Annotated in this window: 18 protein-coding genes; 4 read left to right on the forward strand and 14 right to left on the reverse strand. The window is 72.4% G+C overall.

What is annotated here, in order from left to right; translation table 11 throughout:
- Positions 1-221 precede the first annotated feature (221 nt).
- The 6 genes from ACFXJ5_RS15795 to ACFXJ5_RS15820 form a co-directional block, all read right to left on the reverse strand.
- A complete protein-coding gene (locus tag ACFXJ5_RS15795; protein WP_384630952.1) occupies positions 222-1,982 on the reverse strand; it encodes an acyltransferase domain-containing protein in 1,761 nt (586 codons plus the stop codon).
- A 139-nt stretch (positions 1,983-2,121) separates the two neighbouring features.
- The gene (locus ACFXJ5_RS15800; RefSeq protein WP_384630953.1) at positions 2,122-2,391 is read right to left on the reverse strand and encodes an acyl carrier protein; all 270 of its coding nucleotides are present in this window, start codon (positions 2,389-2,391) and stop codon (positions 2,122-2,124) included.
- Between the two features lie 34 nt (positions 2,392-2,425).
- Positions 2,426-3,589: a ketosynthase chain-length factor gene (locus ACFXJ5_RS15805; protein WP_384631072.1), complete on the reverse strand. Its 1,164-nt coding sequence runs from the start codon at positions 3,587-3,589 to the stop codon at positions 2,426-2,428.
- Positions 3,590-3,639: 50 nt separating this feature from the next.
- Positions 3,640-4,905: a beta-ketoacyl-[acyl-carrier-protein] synthase family protein gene (locus ACFXJ5_RS15810; protein ID WP_384630954.1), complete on the reverse strand. Its 1,266-nt coding sequence runs from the start codon at positions 4,903-4,905 to the stop codon at positions 3,640-3,642.
- A gap of 173 nt (positions 4,906-5,078) precedes the next feature.
- On the reverse strand, positions 5,079-6,668 hold the full coding sequence (locus ACFXJ5_RS15815) for an acyl-CoA carboxylase subunit beta (protein ID WP_384630955.1): 1,590 nt from the start codon (positions 6,666-6,668) through the stop codon (positions 5,079-5,081).
- 385 nt (positions 6,669-7,053) lie between these two features.
- Positions 7,054-7,848: a BTAD domain-containing putative transcriptional regulator gene (locus ACFXJ5_RS15820; RefSeq protein ID WP_384630956.1), complete on the reverse strand. Its 795-nt coding sequence runs from the start codon at positions 7,846-7,848 to the stop codon at positions 7,054-7,056.
- Positions 7,849-8,089: 241 nt separating this feature from the next.
- Between ACFXJ5_RS15820 and ACFXJ5_RS15825 the strand changes: the two genes are divergently transcribed.
- The 4 genes from ACFXJ5_RS15825 to ACFXJ5_RS15840 all read left to right on the forward strand — a co-directional run bounded on the left by ACFXJ5_RS15825 (position 8,090) and on the right by ACFXJ5_RS15840 (position 12,606).
- On the forward strand, positions 8,090-8,389 hold the full coding sequence (locus tag ACFXJ5_RS15825) for a hypothetical protein (protein WP_384630957.1): 300 nt from the start codon (positions 8,090-8,092) through the stop codon (positions 8,387-8,389).
- 44 nt (positions 8,390-8,433) lie between these two features.
- Entirely contained in the window at positions 8,434-10,683 is a 2,250-nt protein-coding gene (locus ACFXJ5_RS15830; protein WP_384630958.1) for a TOMM precursor leader peptide-binding protein, read from the forward strand.
- Between the two features lie 90 nt (positions 10,684-10,773).
- Entirely contained in the window at positions 10,774-11,964 is a 1,191-nt protein-coding gene (locus ACFXJ5_RS15835) for a sensor histidine kinase (protein ID WP_384630959.1), read from the forward strand.
- Between the two features lie 30 nt (positions 11,965-11,994).
- A complete protein-coding gene (locus tag ACFXJ5_RS15840; RefSeq protein ID WP_384630960.1) occupies positions 11,995-12,606 on the forward strand; it encodes a DNA-binding response regulator in 612 nt (203 codons plus the stop codon).
- A 30-nt stretch (positions 12,607-12,636) separates the two neighbouring features.
- Here ACFXJ5_RS15840 and ACFXJ5_RS15845 read toward each other — a convergent pair whose 3' ends face one another.
- The 8 genes from ACFXJ5_RS15845 to cimA form a co-directional block, all read right to left on the reverse strand.
- The gene (locus ACFXJ5_RS15845) at positions 12,637-13,473 is read right to left on the reverse strand and encodes a 4'-phosphopantetheinyl transferase family protein (RefSeq protein ID WP_384630961.1); all 837 of its coding nucleotides are present in this window, start codon (positions 13,471-13,473) and stop codon (positions 12,637-12,639) included.
- A complete protein-coding gene (locus ACFXJ5_RS15850; RefSeq protein WP_384630962.1) occupies positions 13,464-14,729 on the reverse strand; it encodes an acyltransferase domain-containing protein in 1,266 nt (421 codons plus the stop codon). The genes ACFXJ5_RS15845 and ACFXJ5_RS15850 overlap by 10 nt, the downstream gene beginning before the upstream one ends.
- A gap of 40 nt (positions 14,730-14,769) precedes the next feature.
- Positions 14,770-16,464, reverse strand: a complete 1,695-nt coding sequence (locus ACFXJ5_RS15855) for an acyl-CoA dehydrogenase family protein (protein WP_384630963.1) — start codon at positions 16,462-16,464, stop codon at positions 14,770-14,772.
- Complete coding sequence (locus ACFXJ5_RS15860; RefSeq protein WP_384630964.1) at positions 16,461-18,197, reverse strand: fatty acyl-AMP ligase; 1,737 nt, start codon at positions 18,195-18,197, stop codon at positions 16,461-16,463. Before ACFXJ5_RS15860 ends, ACFXJ5_RS15855 begins: the two co-directional genes overlap by 4 nt.
- 113 nt (positions 18,198-18,310) lie before the next feature.
- Positions 18,311-18,961, reverse strand: a complete 651-nt coding sequence (locus ACFXJ5_RS15865; RefSeq protein ID WP_384630965.1) for an antibiotic biosynthesis monooxygenase family protein — start codon at positions 18,959-18,961, stop codon at positions 18,311-18,313.
- On the reverse strand, positions 18,942-19,922 hold the full coding sequence (locus tag ACFXJ5_RS15870) for an aromatase/cyclase (RefSeq protein WP_384630966.1): 981 nt from the start codon (positions 19,920-19,922) through the stop codon (positions 18,942-18,944). The genes ACFXJ5_RS15865 and ACFXJ5_RS15870 overlap by 20 nt, the downstream gene beginning before the upstream one ends.
- A gap of 86 nt (positions 19,923-20,008) precedes the next feature.
- On the reverse strand, positions 20,009-21,037 hold the full coding sequence (locus tag ACFXJ5_RS15875) for a ketoacyl-ACP synthase III family protein (RefSeq protein WP_384630967.1): 1,029 nt from the start codon (positions 21,035-21,037) through the stop codon (positions 20,009-20,011).
- A gap of 6 nt (positions 21,038-21,043) precedes the next feature.
- Positions 21,044-22,645 (reverse strand): citramalate synthase, encoded by a 1,602-nt coding sequence (cimA, locus tag ACFXJ5_RS15880; protein ID WP_384630968.1) that lies wholly within the window; start codon positions 22,643-22,645, stop codon positions 21,044-21,046.
- Positions 22,646-22,664: the final 19 nt, after the last annotated feature.

Genomic DNA, 22,664 nt, shown 5'->3' on the forward strand with positions numbered 1-22,664 from the left:
CCCCATCTCGCTTCGCTCGCCTTGCGGAACGTTCTCCCACAACCCGGTTGATTAGGAAGCGAACTCGCGTTCCAGGGCTAGTTCCACGGCGCTAAGTGGTACGTCCGGGCAGGGCCGCTCGGGGTGGCCGGGGGGTGGGCCGGAGAGTGGCGGGAGCGGGGGGATGTGGACCCAGATGGAACCGGCGGCGATGACGGCGTTGTAGATGGTGCGGAGGATCCTCATGAGGTGACCAGGGCGGGGTGGGAGGCGGGTTCGTCGGTCCAGGTCCAGAGCCGGGTGAGGGCGGACTGGTCGAGGTCGTGGCCCTCGGTCCAGAGGCGGGCGGCGGCATTGAGGACGCAGCGGCGGTCGGCCTCGGGCGGGCCGGGGCGGGCGGGGAGCAGGGGGATGGCGGCGCTGGCGCCGAGGCGGACGGCGCGGTGGCGGCGGGCGAAGGCGGTGAGGGTCTGGCGGGGGCCGGCCTCGATGAGCAGCATGTCGTCGGTGGCCAGCAGCGATTCCAGAGCCTGCTTGAAGTAGACGGTGTCGGTGATCTGGCGGGCCCAGAAGCGCGGGCTGAGGGCGTCCGCGGCGCCGAGCAGCTCGCCGGTGTAGCCGGAGTACAGCGGCAGTGTGGGCTCGTTGAGGCGGATGCCGGCGGCGTAGGCGAGTTCCACGGCGGCGGAGGCGGGGGCCATCGCCGGTGAGTGGAAGGGGCTGGTGGCGGGCACCGGGACGACGGTCAGCTCGTCCGCGCGCAACCGGCTCTCGACGAAGGCCAGTTGCGCGGCCGGGCCGGCGAGCATGGTCTGCTGGTTGGCGTTGACGGCCGCGATGGCGACCTCGCCGAGGAGGTAGGGGCGCAGCCGCTCCTCGGAGGCGGCGACGGCGAGCATGCCGCCGGCCGGGATCTCGACGGCGTGCCGTACGCGCTCGCGGACCATCGTGACCGCGTCCGGGAGGGTGACCACCCCGGCGAGGGTCGCCGCGACGAGTTCGCCGGCGCTGTGGCCGAGCAGGGCGGCGGGGCGTACGCCCCAGCTCAGGATCATGCGGCCGAGTGCGAAGTCGACAGCGAACAGGAGGGGTTGGGCCCGGCGTACGTCGTCGATGTCGATCGCGGGACGTACGGTGGCGCGGCTGAGCCAGTCGGCGCGGATCGCGGGGCCGTCCTCGCCCATCAGGTCCAGTACGGCGTCGACGGCGGCGGTGAACACGGGCTCGCGCCGGTAGAGCCCGGCCGCCATGGCCGCGTGCTGGGAACCCTGTCCCGGGAAGAGCAGGGCCACCGGGCGGGGCCGGGTGAGGGTCGCCGCCTTGGCCGCCGCCACGGCCTGCGGGGCGTCGGCGGTGGAGGCGGCCACCGCGGCCCGGACGGGGCCCGGGGCCTGGCCGCAGGGGACGGAGGTGGGGAGCGCGAGGTACGCCTCGGCCGGCAGGCCTTCGAGGAGCGGGCGCAGCTCGCCCCGGACCCGCTGCTCGTCCCGCTCGTCCTGGCCGGACCAGAGCAACAGCCGCTCCGCGCCCCTGTCCAGCACCGCGGCCGTCGCCCGGGCGCCGTGGCGGAGCGGACGCAGCACGGGCTCGGCGCCGGGCTCGGTCTCGGGCTCCGGTACGCCGACGATGCTGTCACCCTCCGCGACCGCCTCGGCGGCGCGGCGTACCGCGTACACCGTGACGGCGCCCGGGGTGGGCTCGCCGAGGGCGGCGATGAGGACGAAGTCGGCCGTCTTGGCGGTGAGTTCGTGGTGGGCGAGGGCCAGGGCGCGGTTGGAGGAGTCGGTGGTGCGGACCGGGATGTCGCCCTGCGCGGGCGCCAGGCCCGGGGCGGGCTCCGGGGCCGCGATGAAGACGAGGGTGCGCGGGGGGAGTTGGGCGGGGGTGCGGCCGCGGAGGGCGGCGGCGACGAGGTCGTTGTCGGCGGCCGGTGAGGGTGCGGTGCCCCCGGCCGTGATCACCAGCCTTCTGGTCACGACGGTCTGGGCGGTGAGCGGCGGCATCCTGGGCTCCTTGGCCATGTGGGACGGGGGCTGGGTGGGTGGAGGCGGGCATGGGGCGGGGCGGGGAAGGGGGATCACCCCCACCCCGCCCCTTCCCGAACCAGGGGCTCCGCCCCTGGACCCCGGTCCTGGGTCGGCGCTACTGCGCGGCCGCGCGGCCCGCGTTGATCAGCTCGAGGAGGGCGCCGGGGGTTTCGGCGTCGACGACCGCGTCGTCGGGTATGACGACGCCGTACTCGCGCTGGATCTGGCCGATGACCTGGAGCAGGGCGAGGGAGTCGTAGCCGAGCTCGATGAACGGGGTGTCCACGACATCGCCGTCGAGGTCGACGCCCTCCTCCTCGCCGGCGCTCTCGCGGAGCATGCGGGTCAGGTCGGCCAGGGTCACCGTGGTGGTGCTGGTGGTCATGAGGTATGTCCTCTCAACTCGTTCCAGGTTCCGGTCAGTTGGCGCGACGTACGACGAGCGCCGCGTTGAAGCCCCCGTGGCCGCGGGCGAGGACCAGCGCGGTGCGCAGATCCGCCTCCCTGGGGGCCCCGGTGACCAGATCGAGGGCGTACTCGGGGGCGGGCCCCGGCACATTGGTGGTGGGCGGGATGACGCGGTCGCGCAGAGCGAGCAGCGCGGTGGCCACGTCGAGGGCGGCGCCCCCGGCGAGGAGACGGCCGGTCATGGTCTTGGGGGCCGTCACCGGCACCCCCCGCGGGCCGAAGATGCCGGTCAGCGCCTCGGCCTCCTGGCGGTCGAGCTCTGGCACGCCGGAAGCGTCGGCGAAGACCACGTCCACGTCGCCGGGGGTGATCCCCGCCTCCGCGAGCGCGTTCTCCGCCGCCCGGCGCAGTCCCGGCGGACGGCCGGAGCCGGGCCGGGGGTCCATGGTGGCGCCGTAGCCGGCGACCTCTCCGTAGATGTGCTCGGCGCCGCGCTCCCGGGCGTGGGACGCCTCCTCGACGATGAGGATGGCGCCGCCCTCGCCCGTGACGTAGCCCCGCGCATCCGATCCGAAGGGCAGGAAGGCGCGGGCCGGGTCGGACTCCGTACTCATCAGCCCGGTGGAGAGCTGCGGTACCCAGCCCCAGGGGCACAGGGCCGCGTCGACGCCGCCGGAGACGACCAGCGGGACGCCCTTGCGGATGTGGCGGCGGGCCTGGCCGATGGTGTCGATGCCGCCGGCCTGCTCGGTGAGCAGCACGCCGCTCGGCCCGCGCATCTTGTGCCGGATGGAGATCTGGCCGGTGTTGACCGCGTAGAACCAGGCGAAGGACTGGTACGCGCTGACGTACTCCTTGCCCTGGCTCCACAGGTTCTGCAGCTCGCGCTGGCCGAACTCGACGGCCCCGCCGGAGGCGGAGGTGACGACACCGAATCCGTACTCCGCGACCTGCTCCGGGTTGACCCCGGAGTCGGTGATCGCCCAGTCGGCGGCGACGAGGGCGAGCCGGGTCATGTGGTCGGTCTGCGGCATGAGCCGGCTGGGGATGTGGTCCTCGGCGGTGAAGCCGGGGACCTCGCCGGCGACGGTCGACGGGTACTGGTCGACGTCGAAGCGGGTGACCTTGCCCAGGCCGCTCTCGCCGGCCAGGGTGGCGGCCCAGTAGTCCTCCATGCCCAGGCCGTTGGGCGCGGCGATGCCGAGACCACTGATGACGGTCGCGCTCACGCGATGCTCCTTTCGGGTCGGGCCAGCACCATGGCGCTCTGGAAACCGCCGAAGCCGCTGCCGACGCTGAGCACGGCATCGGGCTTCTTCTCGCGGGCGACGAGCGGGATGTAGTCGAGGTCCAGCTCGGGGTCGGGCTCGTGCAGGTTGGCCGTGGGCGGCAGCACACCGTGCTCCATGGCCAGGGCGCAGGCGGCGATCTCCAGGGAGCCGATGGCGCCGAGCGAGTGGCCGATCATCGACTTGATGGAGCTGATCGGGGTCTCGTACGCGTGCTGCCCGAGGCTGCGCTTGAAGGCGCCGGTCTCGTGGCGGTCGTTCATCTTGGTGCCGGAGCCATGGGCGTTGATGTAGCCGATGGCGGTCGGGTCGAGCCGGGCCTCGTCGAGGGCGAAGTCGATGGCCTCGGCCATCTCCCGCCCGTCCGGCTTGAGTCCGGTCATGTGGAAGGCGTTGCAGCGGGAGGCGAAGCCGGCGATCTCGGCGTAGATGTGGGCGCCGCGCTGCCGGGCGCTCTCCAGCTCTTCGAGGATCAGGATGGCCGCGCCCTCGCCGAGGACCAGGCCACTGCGGTCCCGGGCGAACGGCCGGCAGGCGCTCTCCGGGATGTCGTTGCGCGGGGTGGTGGCGTGGATGGCGTCGAAGCAGGCCGAGGTGATCGGTGAGATCGGTGCCTCGGTCGCGCCGGCGATCATGATGTCGGCGGTGCCCTCGCGGATCAGGTCGACCGCGTGGCCGAGCGAGTCCAGGCCCGAGGTGCAGCCCGTGGACACGACGGCCGCCGGTCCCTCCGCCCCCGCGGTCCAGGCCACCTCGGCGGCCATGGAGCTGGGGACGAAGTGCCGGTACAGCTCCGGCACCGCGTACTCGTGGTCGACGTTCCACTTCCGGCCACCGTCGCTGACCACCACGTACTCGCGTTCCAGGCTGGTGGTGCAGCCCACCGCGCTGCCCAGCGCGGTGCCGATCCTGGTGGGGTCGAGCCGCGCGGTGTCCAGTCCGCTGTCGTTGAGCGCCTCGCGGGCGCTGACGACGGCGAACTGCGCGGCCCGGTCGAGCCGGCGGATCTCCTGCGGGCTCAGGCCCGCGGCCTTCGGGTCGAAGTCGGCTTCGGCGGCGACCCGGGACCGGAAGGGCGAGGCGTCGTAGAAACTGATGGTGCGGGTGGCGGACCGGCCGGCGGTGAGCAGCTCCCAGTACTCCTTGACGCCGATCCCGCCGGGGGCCACAACGCCCAGTCCTGTGATGGCGACTCGTCGCATCGCCGATACCTCCTGAAGTCGGGTTCTTGGCGGCCGGGGCGGTCCGGGATCGGCCTTAACCGCCCCAGCGCCGGACCGGACGGCTGCCCGCTCGTGACGGACGGCCGCTCCCGTTCACGTCATGGTTGGCCGGGGCCCTCGACAGCCGCTCGCGCGAACATGGACCAGTGCGGCTACAGCGGTACGTTGCCGTGCTTGCGGGCCGGCACCTCGGCGTGCTTGGCCCGCAGCATCGCCAGCGACCGGATCAGCACCTGCCGGGTCTCACCTGGGTCGATGACGTCGTCCACCAGGCCGCGTTCGGCCGCGTAATAGGGGTGCATCAGCTCTTCCCGGTACTGCTTGACGAGCCGGGCGCGGGTGGCCTCCGGGTCGTCGGAGGCGGCTATCTCGCGGCGGAACACCACGTTCGCCGCCCCCTCGGCACCCATCACCGCGATCTCGTTCGTCGGCCACGCGAACGACAGATCAGCGCCGATCGAGCGGGAGTCCATGACGATGTAAGCGCCGCCGTAGGCCTTGCGCAGCACCAGCGAGACCCGGGGCACGGTCGCGTTGCAGTACGCGTACAGCAGCTTGGCGCCGTGCCGGATGATGCCGCCGTGCTCCTGGTCGACGCCGGGCAGGAAGCCGGGCACGTCGATCAGGCTCACCAACGGGATGTTGAAGGCGTCGCAGATGGAGACGAACCGCGCGGCCTTCTCACTCGCGTGGATGTCCAGCACCCCCGCCAGCACCGCCGGCTGATTGGCGACGATCCCCGTCACATGGCCGTCGAGGCGCGCCAGCGCGCACACCACATTCCCCGCCCAGGCCTCGTGCACCTCGAAGAACTCACCGTCGTCGGCGATCTCCTCGATCACCTTGCGGATGTCGTACGCCTGCCCCGGATCGGCCGGGACCAGATCGGCGAGCGCGTCCGTACGCCGGTCGGCGGGGTCCTCCGCGGGGGCGGCCGGCGGCAGTTCGCGGTTGTTGGACGGCAGCAGCGAGAGCAGGAAACGTACGTCCTCCAGGCACTCCGCCTCGTCGTCATAGGCGAACCCGGCTACGCCCGTCGTACCCGCGTGCACGTCGGCGCCGCCCAGGCCGTTGATGCTGATCTTCTCGCCGGTCACGGCCTGGACGACGTCCGGACCCGTGATGAACATCTGCGAGGTCTCACGCACCATGAACACGAAATCCGTCAGCGCCGGGCTGTACGCCGCACCGCCTGCGCACGGGCCCAGCATCACGCTGATCTGCGGAATGACCCCCGACGCCGCGGTATTGCGGCGGAAGATCCCGCCGTACCCCGCCAACGCGGTGACGCCCTCCTGAATACGGGCGCCCGCGCCGTCGTTGAGCGAGACCAACGGCGCCCCGGCCGCCGCCGCCAGGTCCATCACCTTGTGGACCTTCGCCGCGTGCGCCTCCCCCAGCGCCCCCGCGAACACCCGGAAGTCATGGGCGTAAGCGAAGACCGTCCGGCCATGCACCGTGCCCCAGCCGGTCGTCACCCCGTCGCCGTGCGGCTTGCGCTCCTCCAGCCCGAACCCCGTGGCCCGGTGCCGGCGCAACGGCTCGATCTCCGTGAAGCTTCCGGGGTCGAACAGGATGTCCAGCCGCTCCCGCACCGTCAGTTTGCCCTTGGCATGCTGCCGCCGCGTGGCCTCCGGATCGGGGCCCCGCCCGATCTCCTCTTTGAGCCGGTTCAGCTCTTCGGTGGCCCGCCGCACGTCCGGCGCGGGTGTCAGGGTGCTGATGTCATCGATTGCCGTCATCCGCCGAACGTAGGAACGATCCCTAGAACGGGACTTGACGGCCGACGGTGACCACCCGGCGAGTGAGCCGAAGCGGAGCGGTCGCTGTCGAAAAGGAGAACGCGCGCAGTCCGCGAGGAACGAGCGGGCGAGCACGATCGACTTCCCCCAGACTCCGTCTGGGAGGTGCCCCCACAGTGACTGAGCGCAGCGGAGGCGAACCGAGCCGCTCAAAAAAGAGGAATGCGGTCAGCTCACGGCCGGCCTGGGCACGGTGTCGTTGCGCCACCGGCCCTGCGCGCCGAACCCCGGCACGTCAGGCCGCTCGGCTCGAGCCTCCCCGCCCAAGCCGCCCCCGTCCAACCCCTGACCCCTGGCCCCTGACCCCAACCCCTCAAGCCGACCCTCAAGAAGCCCGCGCCGCAGGCTGGTCCAGCCCCGCATCCCCCGAAAGCACCGCGTGGTGCAACCGCTGAAGCTTGTTGGACGGCTCCAGCCCCAGCTCCCGTACCAGCGTCGTCCGCAGCCGCTGGTACGCCTCGAGCGCCCGCCAGGACGAGCCCGACCGGTGCAGGGCGACCATCAGCTGGGCGCAGAAGTTCTCATGCATCGGATTGCGCGCGGCCAGCACACTCAGCTCGGGAACGAGCTCGGTGTGCCGCCCGAGCCGCAGGTCGGCCGCGATGCGGCGTTCCAGGGCGGCCATGCGGTCCTCCTCCAGGCGCAGTACCTCCAGCTCCAGCATCGAGCCGACCCGTACGTCGACCAGGGCCGGCCCGCGCCACATGCCGAGGGCCCGGCCGAGCAGGTCGGAGGCGGCGTGGTCGTCGCCGGCGTCGAAGGCGGCCCGCCCGGAGGCGGTGAGCTGCTCGAACTCCTGGACGTCGACCTGCCCGGGCTGGACCTGGAGCAGGTAGCCGCCGTGCCGGGTGACCAGGACGTCCTTGGCGTGCCGCTCGGGGTCGCCCTCGAGGGCGGCGCCGAGCTTGCGGCGCAGTTGGAGGATGTACGTCTGCAGGGTGGTGGCGGCACTGCGGGGCACGTTCTCGCCCCAGATCTCCTCCATGAGGGAGGGTACGGTGACGACCCGATCGGCCTGCAGAGCGAGCAGGGCGAGGATCTGCCGCGGTTTGGCGGCACTCGGCACTACCGAGTGTCCGCGCTCGTGGGCGGTGAGCGGACCGAGAACCTTGATCTCCATGGTGTGCTCTCCCCTTCCGTTCGCTCCGTTCGACGGCTTCTGGCCAACGATTCAAAACAGAACGTTCTGGAAGCGTGCCAGCGGGGCGCTGGACGGCCCAGTGAGAGGGTCACGAGTCCAATCATGAAAATGTCATGCCGCCCTGATGACCCCGGCACTGTCCCTGGCCCGAACGCTGCCCGCAGAATCCTCGCCAATGGAGTCGAAAATGGATTCGTCCGACTGAGGAGGGGGCTCTCCGATGGACCGTACAGTGGACCACCGTTTCGCCGAAGTGACTGCCGGGATCGAGCTGGAGCCGGACCTGGCCGCGATGCAGGAGGCCGATCTGACCGCCCTGCTCGCCGAGTTCGGGCTGCCGGCCGCGGAACCGGTGTTCACCGGCTGCCCGCTGGTGATCATCGAGGACCTCGACCGGGTGGACCCGGAAGCCATGTGCCTGCCCACCCAAGCGTGCGCGCCGACGATCCCGAGGGCGGAGACGGCTCTGCCGGTTCCGGGCCTGGCACCTGCCGGGCCACGGTCGCTGGTGGGCGCGTGACCGGCGGAAACTCAGCCGAAGGGGCGGCCGCAGGCCGCCCCTTCGTGGGATTCAAACGTCACTGGCGGGCCGAGGTCGTTCCCGGCGAGGCCGCCTATCTGCTGTCCGAGCGGGGGGTCAAGGCCCTGTACGGGCGGCACATCCGGGCGCTGGTCCCGCTGCTCGACGGGACCCGTACGCTGCCGGAGCTGCTCCGGGAAGCACAGTCGGCGATGTCGGCGGCCGAGGCAGGCCGCCTCGTACGGGATCTCGCCAGGGCCGACCTGATCGGCTACCGCCGTCCCGGGACCGGCGACGCGACGGAGACGGAGGAGTCCGCGCGGGCTTACTGGGATCTGTCCGGGCTGGACGGCGCGACGGCCGCGGAGGCCTTGTCCCGAACCCCGGTCGAGGTGGTGGCGGTCGGCCGCACCCACATCGAGGACGCCCGAACGGCCTGTGCGGCCTCGGGTATCGCGGTGACGGAACCGGGTGCGGAGGCGGCGTTCTCGCTGGTGCTCTGCGACGACTACCTGGCGCCGGAGTTGCGGGCGGTGGACGCCCGGCACCGGGAGTCGGGACGTCCCTGGCTGCTGGCCAAGCCCTCCGGCGCCGAGCCGTGGGTGGGGCCGGTGTTCCGCCCGGGGGAAGGGCCCTGCTGGTCCTGTCTGGCACACCGGCTGCGGGCGCACCGCCGGGCCGAGGAGCTGGTGGTGCGCGCCCTGGGCGCAGACGGCCCGGTGGTGTGCCCGGCCAGTTCGCTCGCCGCCGGGCGGGCACTGGGACTGCACGCGGCGGTGCTGGAGGCCGCGAAGTGGCTGGCCGGTTCACGGCACGAGAACCAGGACGCGGTGTCCACCCTGGACACCCTCACTCTGCGCACCCGGCATCATCGCCTCACCCGCCGGCCGCAGTGTCCCGACTGCGGGGACCCGGGCCTGACGGCGGAGCGTACGGCTCTGCCGGTCGTCCCGGGGTCCCGTCCCAAGGCCACCCATGGCGGGAACAACCACCGGGCGCTCAGCCCGGAACAGGTGCGGCTGCGCTACGGGCACCTGGTGAGCCCGGTCACCGGGATCATCTCCGGGATCCGCCGCGACACCCGGCTCCCCGAATCCCTGAACGCCTGGGTGTCGGGCCACAATCTGGCCCTGCGCACCCACACCACTGCGGGGGTGCGCAGTACGTTGCGCCAGCTGAGCGGGGGCAAGGGAACCACCGCGCTCGAAGCCGAGACGGGGGCCCTGTGCGAGGCGGTGGAACGGTACTCGGGGACCCGGCAGGGCGATGAGCTCACGGTGCGCGACACCCTCCACGGGCTCGGGGAGCGGGCCGTGCATCCGAACGACTGCCAGCTGTACGCCGCTGAGCAGTTCAGGGACCGCGAGCGCTGGAACGCCGCCAACTCCGCCTTCAACCAGGTGTGCGCGCCCTTCGATCCCGGGCGGCCGGTGGAGTGGACCCCGGTCTGGTCACTCACCACACGTACCCAGCGCATGCTGCCGACCTCGATGCTGTACTTCGGTGAGTACGGCGACTCCGGCCCCTGGGCCGACTCCAACGGCAACGCGGCGGGCAGCAGTCTCGAGGACGCGATCGTCCAGGGCTTCCTGGAACTGGTGGAACGCGACGCCGTGGCTCTGTGGTGGTACAACCGCACCCGCCACCCGGCCGTCGACCTGGACGCCTTCGACGAACCCTGGCTCGCCGAGATGCGGGAGACGTACGCCCGGCTGCACCGCGAGATGTGGGTGCTGGACCTCACGGCGGACTTCGGCATCCCGGTCATGGCCGCCGTGTCCCGGCGTACGGACAAAACGGAAGAGGACATCGCCTTCGGCTTCGGCGCTCACTTCGATCCCGCCCTGGCCCTGCGCCGGGCGGCGACGGAGATGACCCAGTTGCTCCCCATAGCGGCAGCAACCGATCAGGACTCGGGGGCCCATCCGGTTTCGGACACCGAACTGACCTCGTGGTGGACGGGAGCAACCATGCGGAATCAGCCATATCTGGTACCGGATCCGGGTCAGTCGGCCCGCCGTCCGGGGGAGTTCGGCTACGTTCCGCGCGCCGATCTGCTCCAGGACATCGAGGCCGCCGACGCTCTTGTCCGGTCACATGGCATGGAACTGCTCGTTCTCGACCATACCCGGCCCGACGTGGGGCTTCCGGTGGTGAAGGTGATCGTGCCGGGGATGCGGCACTTCTGGGCACGGTTCGCTCCGGGGCGGCTCTTCGACGTACCGGTGCGGCTGGGGCGCGCGGACCGGCGCACTCCGGTTGCCGAACTTAACCCGATTCCACTGTTCGTCTGAAACAAGTCGACACCGGTGTTGGCTGGTTCGGGTGGAAACCGATGGCCGTACTATGCGACTCAACCGACGGCGGCAGGTGAGGAGCCAGGGATGATCTCCCCCGCGATCCGCAAGGCACGCGAGGACGTCCCGCCTCCTCGGCTCGCACAGACAATTACTGTCGCCGCCCTGGTGTGGTGTGCGGTCGTCGCCGTCCTGAACGTCGTATGGACCGAGCCTGGCCGGAACCAGCTCATCCTCTGCGCGGTCTGCATCGGCGTGATCTTCGGTGTCCAGGTGGTTCACACCCTTCCGACGGCCCGTCGGTGGCCTCCCCGGACCAGGGCCATCACCCTCACCGTGCAGGTTCTTCTCACCTACCTGCCGTCCATCGCCTACGGCATCAACTGGTCGCCGATGGCCGGCCCCCTGGCGGGAACCATTCTGCTTCTGGTGGCAGGGTGGGCCGGCTGGGCGCTCTACGGACTCGCCGCCGCCACGGTGACCGTGACGGCCGTACTGACCGGCCAGACCGCCTTCTTCACGGTGTACTTCACCGGTTCGACGCTGCTGTGGGGCCTGGTCATCTACAGCCTGACCCGGCTGGCGGACCTGGTCGACGAGGTCCACGTCGCGCGCGGCGAACTGGCCCGGATGGCCGTGACCCAGGAGCGGATGCGCTTCGCCCGGGACCTGCACGACCTGCTGGGCTACAGCCTCTCCGCGATCACACTCAAGAGCGAACTGCTGTACCGCCTCATCGGCGACCGGTCCGATCAGGCCCGCGACGAGGTCTCCTCGATCCTCGACGTCTCCCGCCAGGCACTGTCCGACGTACGCCTGGTGGCGAGCGGCTACCGGGACATGTCACTGGCGGCCGAGGCGGATTCGGCGGCCTCGATCCTGGCGGCCGCCGGCGTGCAGGCCGAGGTCGACGTGGAGTGCGGCCGGCTGCATCCGCTTGTGGACACTGTGCTCGCTACGGCGCTGCGGGAGGGGATCACGAATATCCTGAGGCACAGCAAGGTGCAACAATGTTCGATTACCGCCGCCGCGGAAGGAGAAACGGTGCGCCTCACCCTCGTCAACGACGGGGTCGGTGAGGGCGCCGCGATCCTGTCCCCCCACAGCGGCAGCGGTATCGGCAATCTGCAGCTCCGGCTGACCGCGGTGGGCGGCCGGGTGGACGCGGGCGTGCGCGACGACGGCCGTTTCCATCTGGTGGCCGAGGCACCGCTGCGTCCGGAGCCACAGACGGCCGAGCCGTCATCGGAGGACACGGCCGCGAGACCCGCGGCCTGATCCACGCGAGTTGGGCCGGGGGACCAATTGATGCGAACGAGGATCCTGCTTGCCGAGGATGTCCACATGATCCGCGGGGCGCTGATCGCCCTGCTGGAGCTGGAGGCCGATCTCCAGGTGGTCGCCTCGGTGGACCGGGGGGACTGCATCGTGAAGGCGGCGCTGGAGTCCCGCCCCGATGTCGCGGTCATCGACATCGATCTGCCGGGCATCGACGGGCTGACGGCGGCGGCCGAGCTGCGGGAGCAACTGCCGAGCTGCCGCACCCTCATCCTGACCAGTCTCGGCCGCCCCGGCACACTGCGCCGGGCGCTGGCCGCCCATGTGTCGGGGTATCTGCTGAAGGACGCGCCGCCCGACCGGCTCGCCCAGTCGGTACGGGCGATCGCGGCCGGCCAGCGCGTCATCGATCCCCAACTCGCGCTGGCCGCCTGGGACTGCGCGGAGAATCCGATGTCCCAGCGGGAGATCGAGGTGCTGCGGCTCGCCGCCCAGGGGGCGGACGCGTCGGAGATAGCGGCCTGCCTGTACCTGTCCAAGGGGACGGTACGGAACTACCTCACCGCCATCGTCACCAAGCTCAACGCGCGTAACCGGATCGACGCCATCCGAATCGCCGAGGAAGCCGGCTGGATCCCGTGATCAGGGGCCGGACCGGTTGCGGGGGACGGCTCACGGGTCGTACGAGGCGCCGAGCAGCGCGTCCAGCAGTCCCTCGTCGAGCGCGGTGTGCACCGACAGGTCCGCCAGCTCGCCGAATCCGGCGTCGTAGACCCCGGCGCTCACCACGAACCGCCCGGCGAGCGGGAAGGTGCCGAACACCCACTCCCCCGACCCGCCGGCCGGGGTGCCGTCGGGGCGTACCAGACGTGCGCCCCCGTCGCTGTCGCCCGGGTCGCCCAGCGCGAAGCCGAACTCGGTGAAGCGGAAGCGCAGGCCCTGGCCGACGGCCTTGCTGTAGGCCTCCTTCAGGGTCCACAGCCGGACCAGCAGGCTGTTGCGCTGCTCCGGTTCGGCCGCGTCCAGGGCGGCCTTCTCGAAGGCGGTGCAGGCCTGTGACTCCGAGCCGGTGCCGGCCATCCGCCGGTCGGCCAGCTCCACGTCCACGCCGATCCGGCCCCTGCGGGTGATCCCGACCACCAGTAGGTCCTCGGTGTGGCTGAGGCTGACGTCGATCTGGTCGCAGCCGCGCACATACGGGCGGCCGCCCGGCTGGTAGGCCAGGTCGACCAGCTCCGGGGCGGTGTCGATGGCAGCCGCCGCCACATGCCGCAGCAGCAGCCGTGAGGCGGCGAAGCGCTCCCGCATCCGGGGCTGGGACATGCCCTCGTACCGGGTGAAGTCCCGGCCGAGCAGGCGGCGAAGCCCGCTTTCGCCGCCCTTGTAGCGCAGCCAGCCGGGAAGCAGCCCGTAGACCACGACCGTGCCGCTGTCCGCCAGCTCACGGCTCACCTCGCGCCAGGGGCCCCGGGGTCCTGAGGCCTCCAGCGGAGGCCGGATCACCGGCATGTCCTCGACAGCGCCTCCGAGAGCGGCCAGGCGTCGAGTGACGAGAGCACCCCCGCCAGGTCGACCGCGTTGGTCTGCGGATTCCGGCACACGGCGACGCACACCGGTCCGTGGGTGCCGCCCATGCGGCGCAGGAAGGGGGTGAGGACCAGCTTCGGGCCGATCTCCACGATGTGGGTGAGGTCCTGCTGGGCGATCATCAGCCGGGCGGCGTCGGCGAACCGCACCGGGGCGGTGATGTGCTCGGTCCAGTAGGGGGCGTACAGCGGCTCGCCCGTCATCCGGCCGCGCACGGTGGAGTAGTACGGCAGCCGGGACGGTGCGCCCGGCAGCCGGCGGGCGACCGTCTCGAACTTGGCGCACACCGGCTTCATCAGCGGCGAGTGGAAGGCGTGCGAGACGTTGAGCGGCACCGCGGCGATCCCGCGCTTGTCCAGCCGGCGGCGGATCCGGTCCAGGCCGTCGAGGGCGCCGGAGAGCACCACGGCCTTCTCGGCGTTGACGGCCGCGACGGCCACCTCGGGCTCGGCGGCGGCCAGTTCCTCGGCCTCCTCGGCGGAGGCGCAGGTGGCCATCATGCCGCCGCCGTCCGGCAGGTACTGCAGGAAGGCGCCGCGCACCGCCACCAGCTTCGCCGCGTCGGCCAGCGACAGCGCCCCCCCGATCACGGCCGCCGCGAACTCCCCGATGCCGTGGCCCAGGACGGCCGCCGGCTGCACGCCGGCCTGCTCCAGGGTCCGGGCGAGGGCGTACTCGACGGCGAACAGGGCGGGGTGGGTGAAGGCGGTCTGGTCGACCCGGGGGTCGCAGCTGAGGATGAGGTCGACCACCGAGCGGTCGGTGTAGGGGCGGAGCGCCTCGGCGGCCTCGTCGAGGAACGCCCGGTAGCCGCCGGAGTGCAGATACAGGCCCGAGGTCATGCCGGGGTGCTGGGAGCCCTGGCCGGTGAAGACCAGCGCCACCCGGACCGGGCTGTCGCCGTCGGGGCGCGGGTCGCGCATGGCGAGGTAGCGGGCCAGTTCGCGGACGCTGGGGTACTCCCAGATGTCGCTGGGCTCGATCAGCGGGCCGTACTCCTCCTCGATGTCGCCGTAAAGGCTCAGCGCGGCCACCGAGTCCAGGCCGTGGTCGGACAGCGGCTGGTCCCGTGGCACCGTGCGCCCGAGGTAGCGGTCGAGCCGCTCCTCCAGCCATTCCGCGTACGCCTCCTCGCGCGGGTCATGCGGCTCCTGCTGCCCGTGCTGCTGTGCTGTCATGGTGCGCTCCTTCCTCTGTCTCCGGGGGTGGGGCCCCGGTTCAGGCCAGCGGGCTGCCGTACAGGTCGTACGAGCGCCGGCCGTGCAGCCGGGCCAGTACCTCGGCCAGGACGCGCTGCTCGCAACCGGTGGGGCGGTCGGGCAGCGGGAGGCCGAGCCGGCGGCACAGCCGGTACAGGACGGCGGTGGGCCAGGCGTCGTCGGCGAGGAACCGGTCCTGGTCCGTGGCGGCCTCGCGCTGCTCGCGCCAGACCCCCAGGCATGCGGCGGCGGCCAGCACCAGGGCGTAACGGTCCGCCAGGCCGAAGCTGTAGGGGCTGACCAGCGCCTTGCGGTCAGCCGGGTCGATCTCCGCGAACGCCTTGCGCAGCTCGCCGAGTTCGGTGCTGAGCAGCCGGGTCAGCTCGCCCAGCGCGGTGCCCTCGGCGTGTGCGGCGCCGGTCAGGGTGGCGCTGAGCGGGTCGCTGTCGGCGAGCAGCGCGGGGCTGTCCAGGTCCAGCGGCGGCAGTCCGTCGTAGGGGCGGAACAGCGTGGCCGGCGGCTCGTCGTCGGCGAACCACGACTGCCGTGCGAACAGGGGCAGTTGGGGCAGGATGCTGACCTGGCGGCCTGCGCTGCCGGCGTGCCCGAGCGAGGTCACCGGAAGGTCCCGGACCTGTTTGGCGAACATCCCGTAGGCCCCGGCCCCGCCGAACTGGGCCTCGCCGAGCACCGCCGACAGCTCGTCCATCGCCTCGGCGGTGATCTTCGGTACGACATAGGCGGCCACGGCCGCGTACACGCTGACCTGCCGGGGCAGCAGATGCAGCGCCCGGGTCGCCACCAGCGCCAGGCAGTCGCTGAGCAGCAGGTCGAGGAAGGCGCCGGTGAGGACGTTCTTCACGTGCGCGACGTCGAGCGAGGACCGGCCGTCGTCCCGGGGGCGTACGGCGAAGCGCACCACGGTGCGCAGCGCGGTGTCGGCGCCGGCCAGCACGATCGACGGGATCAGGCCCCGGATCAGCAGGGACGAGCGCAGCGACAGCCGGTAGCCGTCGCCCTGTTCGCCGACCAGCGCGTCGGACGGCACCGGGCAGTCCTGCGCCTCCAGGCCGCCGAACTCGCCGCCACGCATGCCGGTGGTGCTGTGCCGGGCGAGGTTGCGCAGGGCGTCCTCGGGCAGTTCGCGGCGGTCGAGCAGCAGCACGGAGTGGCTGCGGCCGGCCACGGCGTCGCCGGTGCGGGCGAAGACGACCAGGCCGTCGGCCCGGTGGGCGTTGGCGATGGCCGTCTTGCGGCCGTTGAGGAGGTAGCCGCCGCCGGGCTGCGGCGCCGCCTGGAACTCGTCCCGTACGAAGTCGTTGCCGTGCGCCACTTCGTGCCGGGCCACCGCGATCCGCCGGCCCTCCAGCAGATGTGCGGCCGTCAGCCGCAGCTGCGCCGGGTCGCCGCCGGACCACACCGGGGCCGCGGCGAAGAAGCAGTTCAGGCCGTAGCCGAAGCCCAGCGAGGCGTCCCGCCGGAACACCGGGCGCAGCACCCGGCCCAGTACGTCCATCCGGTTGAGCCGGCCGCCCAGCGCCTCCGGGACGAACTCGGTGTTCGTGGCGTGCGCGTCCAGCACGGCCTCGCCCTCGGCGAGCACCTCGCCCCGGGTGTCCGCGGCGAGCAGCCGGGCGGCGCCCAGCGGGTTGTCGGGGTCGTCGAGCGGACCGAAGTCCCGCTCCAGGGCGTTGATACGGGCCTCCGGCGTCACTTCCGGCCTCCGGTGGTGAGGAGGGCGCCGACGTCCGGGTCGGTGTCCTGGTGGAGCGGGTCGATCTCGCCGCGCAGGAAGAGGCCGCGCATGGCGGCGCGTTCGACCTTGCCGCTGGTGGTGCGCCGGACGGTGCCGGGGCGGACGAGGAGGACGGCGGCGGCGCGGATGTCGAACTCCTCGGCGAGGCACTGCTGGACGGCGGCGGTCAGGGCGGGCATGTCGATGTCGTAGCGGCTGCGGGAGCGCAGTTCCTGGACGACGACCACCCGCTCGGGCTCGCCGGGGACGGCGAAGGCGGAGCCGGATCCGAAGAGGGCGCTGACGCGCTGCACGGTGTGCTCCAGGTCGTCGGGGTAGAGGTTGCGGCCGGCGACGACGATGACGTCCTTGAGCCGGCCGGTGACGTAGAGCCGCCCCTCGTCGAGGGTGCCGAGGTCGCCGGTGCGCAGGAAGCCGTCGTGGCCGAAGGCGGCGACGGACTCGCGGGGCCGCCCGAAGTAGCCGGGGGCGACGCCCGGACCCCGGTACCAGATCTCGCCGACGCGGCCGTCGGGCAGCACCGCGCCGCCGTCCGGGTCGACGATGCGCAGCTCGCCCCCGTCGACCGCGGGGCCGCAGTCGACGACCGTACGGACCGGGCCGCCGGGGCGCGGCGGGCGCAGCCGGTGGCGTTCCAGCGCGGCGGGGTCCACGGCCCGGTCGGCGCGCCGGGGGCCGCCACCGGCCACCAGCAGCGTCGACTCGGCCAGCCCGTAGCAGGGGGTCAGGGCTTCCGGCCGCAGCCCTGCCGGGGCGAAGCGCTCGGCGAAGGCCGCCATGGTCGAGGCGCGCACCGGCTCACCGCCGCTGACGGCGACCTCCCAGCACGACAGGTCCAGGTCCGCGGCCTGCTCCTCGCTGATCCGGCGCAGGCACAGGTCGTACGCGAAGTCCGGGGCGCCGCTGACCGCGATCCGGTGCCGCGATATCGCCCGCAGCCAGCTGATCGGCCGCTTGACGAAGGCGGTGGGGGTGAGCAGCACCGACGTGCCGCCCAGCCACAGCGGGTGCAGCAACTGGCCGACCAGGCCCATGTCGTGGTGGAAGGGCAGCCAGCCGCCCAGCCGGGAGCGGGGGCGGGTGCCCAGGGCGCGGGAGATGGCCTGCTGGTTGTCAAGGAGGTTGCCGTGGGTGACCACCACGCCGCGCGGCTCCCGGGTGGAGCCGGAGGTGTACTGCAGGAAGGCGGTGGTCCGGCCGTCCAGGTCGGGGGCCCGCCAGTGGTCCTCGGTGTACGCGAGCGCGTCGACGGCCACGCAGCCGACATGGCCGTACCCGGTACGTGCCATGAGCCGGGACACCTCGGGTGCCTCGGCGGCGGAGGTCAGGGCGAGCGAGACGGCGGCGTCCTTGACGATGGAGGCGACCCGCTCGTCGTGGTGGACCCGTCCGCCGGGCGGCGGCGCGGGCACCGCGATGGCGCCGGCGTACAGGCAGGCCAGGAAGCTGACCGCGAACAGTCGGCGCGAGTTCTGCAGCACCAGGACGCGTTCGCCGGCCGCTCCCTTGTCCTGCAGCCAGCCGGCCAGGGCGCGTGCCGAACGGTCGAGTTCGCCGTAGGAGACCGTCTCCGGCGCCCGGCGCGTCTCGTCCTCACGCTCTTCGCCCAGCAGGACGAGCGCGTCCCGGCCGCCGTCCTCGGCGGCCCGGGCCAGCATGACTTCCGCGAAGTTCCGGTAGAGGTTGGCCATACGATCACCATGCGCCCGCCCGCTCGAAGGCCGCTCGGGCACAGAACGCGGCGGAGCCGAGGACCACTCGGCCCCCGGCTCCCTGCATGTTGTCGATGTCACCGGCAGGCCTCCTAGGGCTGCTCCGCGTCCCAGATGACCCGCTCGTACGCGACATGGCGGGTGCGCTCGGGGGTGATCCGGGCCACCTCGGCCAGCCGGCGCTGCGCCACGGCGTAGGCGTCGCTGCGCAGCGCGCGGTCGCAGGACTCGGCGTCGTACCACCAGAACAGGCCCAGGTACTTCTGCGGGCTGACGGTGGAGCGCAGCAGGTCGCTGCCGCCGAAGCCGTCCTGCTTGGCGCACTCGGCGGTGAGGGCGCTGAAATTCTGCTCGAACTCCCAGTGGTCGCCCTCCAGCCGGGCGTGCAGCAGGACCACGTTGGCGGCGCCGACGACGGCGTTGCGCAGGGTGACCCGGCCGACGCTGACCGCCTGGTCGGCCTCGGCCTCGACCATCCGGCCGAGCCGCTGGACGTGGGCGAGGAAGGTCTCGTCGTGGACGACGGCCAGGAAGTCCTCCAGGCTGCGCCAGTGACCGAGGTGGGTGAACTGGTCGGTGCGGTACACCGACCGGACGGTCACCAGGAACTGGAAGCCCTCCTGGCGGCGCAGGTACTGGGAGTGCTCGCGGAACTCCCGCTCGAACTTCTCGATGTCGTCCGTGACGGTGAACCGGTTGATGACCGTGACCGGCCTGCGCAGGTCACGTGGTGCGGGTGGCATGGGCCGCCTCCGCGAACTCCTTGGCGTGGTGGAGGGTGGTGGAGCTGTTGGTGCCGAGCGCCTTGCGGACCATGGCGCGGGCCTCGGCTAGGGTGGCCTGCGGGCCCAGCGCGTGGCTGACGCCCTCGGGGTCGAGGGTGACGGTGTGCCAGGAGGTGGCCCGTACGCCGCCCTCTTCCGCGGGCTCCATGGTCCAGCGGCCGGTGTGCAGGCTCATGGCGACCGGGACCCGGAGCTGCTTGTAGACGATGAGGTGGCGGTCGGCGAAGCAGACCCGCACGGAGGTGGTGTTGTGGGCCGAGCCGTCGGGGCTGAGGGTGTCCATGTCCATGTGCTGCAGGCCCGGCTCGATCTCGGTGAGGCCGAGGCGGGACACGTGCGGCAGCCGCTCGGGCCACAGGTCGGCGCGGTCGAGGAAGGCGAACACGTCGTCGGCGGAACCGTCGATGTGGACCGAGTCGCTGAAGGTGAAGTGGAGTTCGTCGCGTGTGGCGCCGAGTTCGGCGGCGGTCTTGAGGGCGGCGAGTTCGGCGCGGCTGTTGCGGTCGACGGCCTGCTGGATGAGCTCCACCGAGGCGGGGTCGTCGTGCAGCGCACGGAAGTCGTGGAGCAGGACGACCCGGCTGCCGCCGTCCTCGTTGGTCTCGATCCGCCACTGGCCGGCCATCGCCTCGACCGGCGGGGCCGACACGACCTGGCGGAAGCTGATGGTGCGGGTGACGGGGTCCAGGGTGCGCCGGGAGACCCAGGAGCGTACCTGGTCGTTGGCGAAGGCCCAGATCCGGAGCTCCTGCTCACCCCCGGCGCCCTCTTGCGTGACCTCGGCGTGCACGGTGGGCCCGAAGACCTGGGCCCAGTCGGACGCGTCCGCCACGAGGGCGTACACGGTCTCGGGCGGTGCGGAGACCGCGATGGCGTGCTCCGTCACATGGGTCGCGGAGCTCGTAGCGTTCGGCGCCACGGCGAACCTTCCCTTCGAGTCGCGCCGCTCGCACGGCGGTTGTCCCAGATTTGCAGTACTGGCTTGAGCCGCGCTGGAGGATGGGTTCAGCGCTCGGTTCCGGTACCGGCCGCGGCCCAATCCGGCCGGGCCAGGATCTCCACGACCGCGCAGCCCCAGCTGTAGCCGGCCCCGACGCCGATGAGGACGACGCGCTGGCCGGGCCGGGCGAGGCCGGAGACCACCAGGTGGTCGAGGCTCGCGAACTGGTCGCCGGCGCCGAGGTGCCCGACGGTGCGGCTGAACTCCCAGGTGGTGCGGGCCGGGTCGATCCCGTACTGGCGGTGGTAGATGGCGCGCAGCCGGCGGAGCCCGAAGTGCGGCAGCACCACCCAGTCGGCGTCGGACAGTTCCATGTCGGCATCGGCCAGGGCCTGTTTGATGACGGTGCGCTGCCCTGCGTTGGCGCGGGTGATGGTGTACGACATGCCGACCTTGCCGGTGAAGGCCCGCTTGGCGGCCTCGAAGTCCACCGGGACGCGGTGGGACAACGGGGCCGGGGTGAAGGGCTCGTCGCCGCGGTGCAGCGGCTCCAGCTCGGCGTCGGCGAGCATCGCCAGGGAGCGCAGGGCGGCGTAACCGCCGCGCCGGGAGAGCACCAGGGCGGTGGCGCCGTCGGCGTAGGGGGTGCCGGGGTCGGTGTGCCAGCGGTCGATGCCGGGCGGGCAGAAACGGTCGGCGGTGGTCAGCAGGGCGTCGCGGCGGTGCGGTTGGGAGGTGAGGTAGGCGACGCCCAGGTCGAGGGCGGCCAGACCGCCGTTGGACATCTGGCGGATCTCCAGGGCCGGGCAGGTGCTGCCGCCGGCCGACTCACGCTGGATGTACGAGGCCACCGGCCACAGGTCCTGGCCCTGGTGGTAGGTGTCGGCGTGCAGGATCAGATCGAGGTCGTCCGGGCCCGTACCGGACCGTTCCAGGGCCGCGACGGCGGCCGCCGCGCCCATCTCGGCGGCCGACTCGTCCGGGGAGTGGGCCACCGAGACCATGCCGGTCGCCTTGCCGAGGGCCTCGTCCAGCGGCAGGAAGCCGGGCAGCCGCAGGCCGGTGGCCCGTATGAAGACGTCGTCCACGCGCACGGCCGCTCACGCTCCTACCGTCAGTCGCGCGGGCGCCGGCGTGTCGAGCAGGGTGTAGCGGACGGCGTCCAGCAGGGCCTGCCAGGAGGCGGCGACCAGGTTGTCGTCGACCCCGACGGTGCTCCAGCTGCGCTCGCCGTCGGTGAAGGTGGCCAGCACCCGGACCGGGCCCTCGCTGCCGTGCTGGCCGGTGGGCACCCGTACCTGGTAGTCGGCCAGTTCGAGGCGGGCGAGGTCGGGGAAGACCGGGTCGAGCGCCTGGTGCAGGGCGCGGTCCAGGGCGTTGACCGGGCCGCTGCCCCGGCCGATGGCCCTCAGCGGCACCCCGTCGGCCCGCAGCCGCACCCGGGCCTCGGTGACGGTCACCGCGGTGCGGTGCTCCACCGACACGGCCCAGGAGTCGACCGCGAACAGGCCGTCACCGGCGTAGCCGTACAGCTCCTCGCGCAGCAGCAGTTCGAAGGAGGCGTCGGCGGACTCGAAGCTGTAGCCCCGGTTCTCCAGCTCCTTGATACGCGCGGCGGCCCGGGCCACCGGCTCGGATCCGGCGGCGACCTCGTAGCCCAGCTCGCGGGCCTTGAGCTCGATGGAGGAGCGGCCGCCCATGTCGGAGACGAGGGTGCGCATCCGGCTGCCGACCACCGCCGGGGCGATGTGCTGGTAGAGGTCGGGGTCGATGCGCAGCGCGGAGGCGTGCAGGCCGCCCTTGTGGGTGAAGGCGGACGGCCCGATGTAGGGGGCGGCCGCCTCGGCCGGGCGGCCGGTCAGTTCGCCGATGGCGCGGCCCGCCTCGGCCATGGTGGCGAGCCGTGCGGGGGGCAGGATGTCCAGGCCGCGCTTGAGGACGAGGTTGGCGGCGACCGTGAACAGGTTGGCGTTGCCGCAGCGTTCGCCGTAGCCGTGGGCGGTGCCCTGGACGTGGGTGGCACCGGCGTCGACGGCGGCCAGGGTGTTGGCCACGGCGCAGCCGGTGTCGTCGTGGCAGTGGATACCGACCCGGACACCGCTCGCCTCGATGGTGGCGGCCACCGTCTCGCGGATCCCGTCGGGCAGCGAGCCGCCGTTGGTGTCGCACAGCACGACGGCCTCGGCGCCCGCCTCGGCGGCGGTACGGACCACTTCGAGGGCGTACTCGCGGTTGGCGCGGTAGCCGTCGAAGTAGTGCTCGGCGTCCACGAAGACCCGCCGCCCGGCGTGCACCAGGTGACGTACGGTGCTGCCGATCATGGCCAGGTTCTCGGCGAGGGTGGTGCGCAGGGCCAGCTCCACGTGCCGGGTGTCGGCCTTGGCGACCAGGGTCACCACGGGGGCGCCCGATTCGAGCAGCGCCCGCACCTGGGGGTCGGCGGAGACGGCGGTGCCGGGCCGGCGGGTGGCTCCGAAGGCCGCCAGTTGGGCGTTGCGCAGCGGCAGTTCGGTACGGGCTCGGCGGAAGAACTCGGTGTCCTTGGGCACCGCTCCCGGCCAGCCGCCCTCGATGAAGCCCACGCCGAAGGCGTCCAGGTGGCGTGCGACGGCGAGCTTGTCCTCCACCGTCAGCGCCAGTCCCTCCTGCTGCGTGCCGTCGCGCAGGGTGGTGTCGTAGAGCTGGAAGCTCTCGCCGGCCATCGCCCCTCCCTCTCTTTCG

The organism is Streptomyces sp. NPDC059373, from assembly GCF_042751495.1.
Classification (GTDB): Bacteria; Actinomycetota; Actinomycetes; order Streptomycetales; family Streptomycetaceae; genus Actinacidiphila.

Coding starts and splice junctions, on each gene's coding strand:
- ACFXJ5_RS15865 (WP_384630965.1), bottom strand. CDS start 18,961: ATGCCACCCGCACCACGTGACCTGCGCAGGCCGGTCACGGTCATCAAC.
- ACFXJ5_RS15800 (WP_384630953.1), bottom strand. CDS start 2,391: ATGACCACCAGCACCACCACGGTGACCCTGGCCGACCTGACCCGCATG.
- ACFXJ5_RS15840 (WP_384630960.1), top strand. CDS start 11,995: ATGCGAACGAGGATCCTGCTTGCCGAGGATGTCCACATGATCCGCGGG.
- cimA (WP_384630968.1), bottom strand. CDS start 22,645: ATGGCCGGCGAGAGCTTCCAGCTCTACGACACCACCCTGCGCGACGGC.
- ACFXJ5_RS15845 (WP_384630961.1), bottom strand. CDS start 13,473: ATGCCGGTGATCCGGCCTCCGCTGGAGGCCTCAGGACCCCGGGGCCCC.
- ACFXJ5_RS15825 (WP_384630957.1), top strand. CDS start 8,090: ATGGACCGTACAGTGGACCACCGTTTCGCCGAAGTGACTGCCGGGATC.
- ACFXJ5_RS15795 (WP_384630952.1), bottom strand. CDS start 1,982: ATGCCGCCGCTCACCGCCCAGACCGTCGTGACCAGAAGGCTGGTGATC.
- ACFXJ5_RS15820 (WP_384630956.1), bottom strand. CDS start 7,848: ATGGAGATCAAGGTTCTCGGTCCGCTCACCGCCCACGAGCGCGGACAC.
- ACFXJ5_RS15815 (WP_384630955.1), bottom strand. CDS start 6,668: ATGACGGCAATCGATGACATCAGCACCCTGACACCCGCGCCGGACGTG.
- ACFXJ5_RS15805 (WP_384631072.1), bottom strand. CDS start 3,589: ATGGAGGACTACTGGGCCGCCACCCTGGCCGGCGAGAGCGGCCTGGGC.
- ACFXJ5_RS15850 (WP_384630962.1), bottom strand. CDS start 14,729: ATGACAGCACAGCAGCACGGGCAGCAGGAGCCGCATGACCCGCGCGAG.
- ACFXJ5_RS15810 (WP_384630954.1), bottom strand. CDS start 4,905: ATGCGACGAGTCGCCATCACAGGACTGGGCGTTGTGGCCCCCGGCGGG.
- ACFXJ5_RS15860 (WP_384630964.1), bottom strand. CDS start 18,197: ATGGCCAACCTCTACCGGAACTTCGCGGAAGTCATGCTGGCCCGGGCC.
- ACFXJ5_RS15835 (WP_384630959.1), top strand. CDS start 10,774: ATGATCTCCCCCGCGATCCGCAAGGCACGCGAGGACGTCCCGCCTCCT.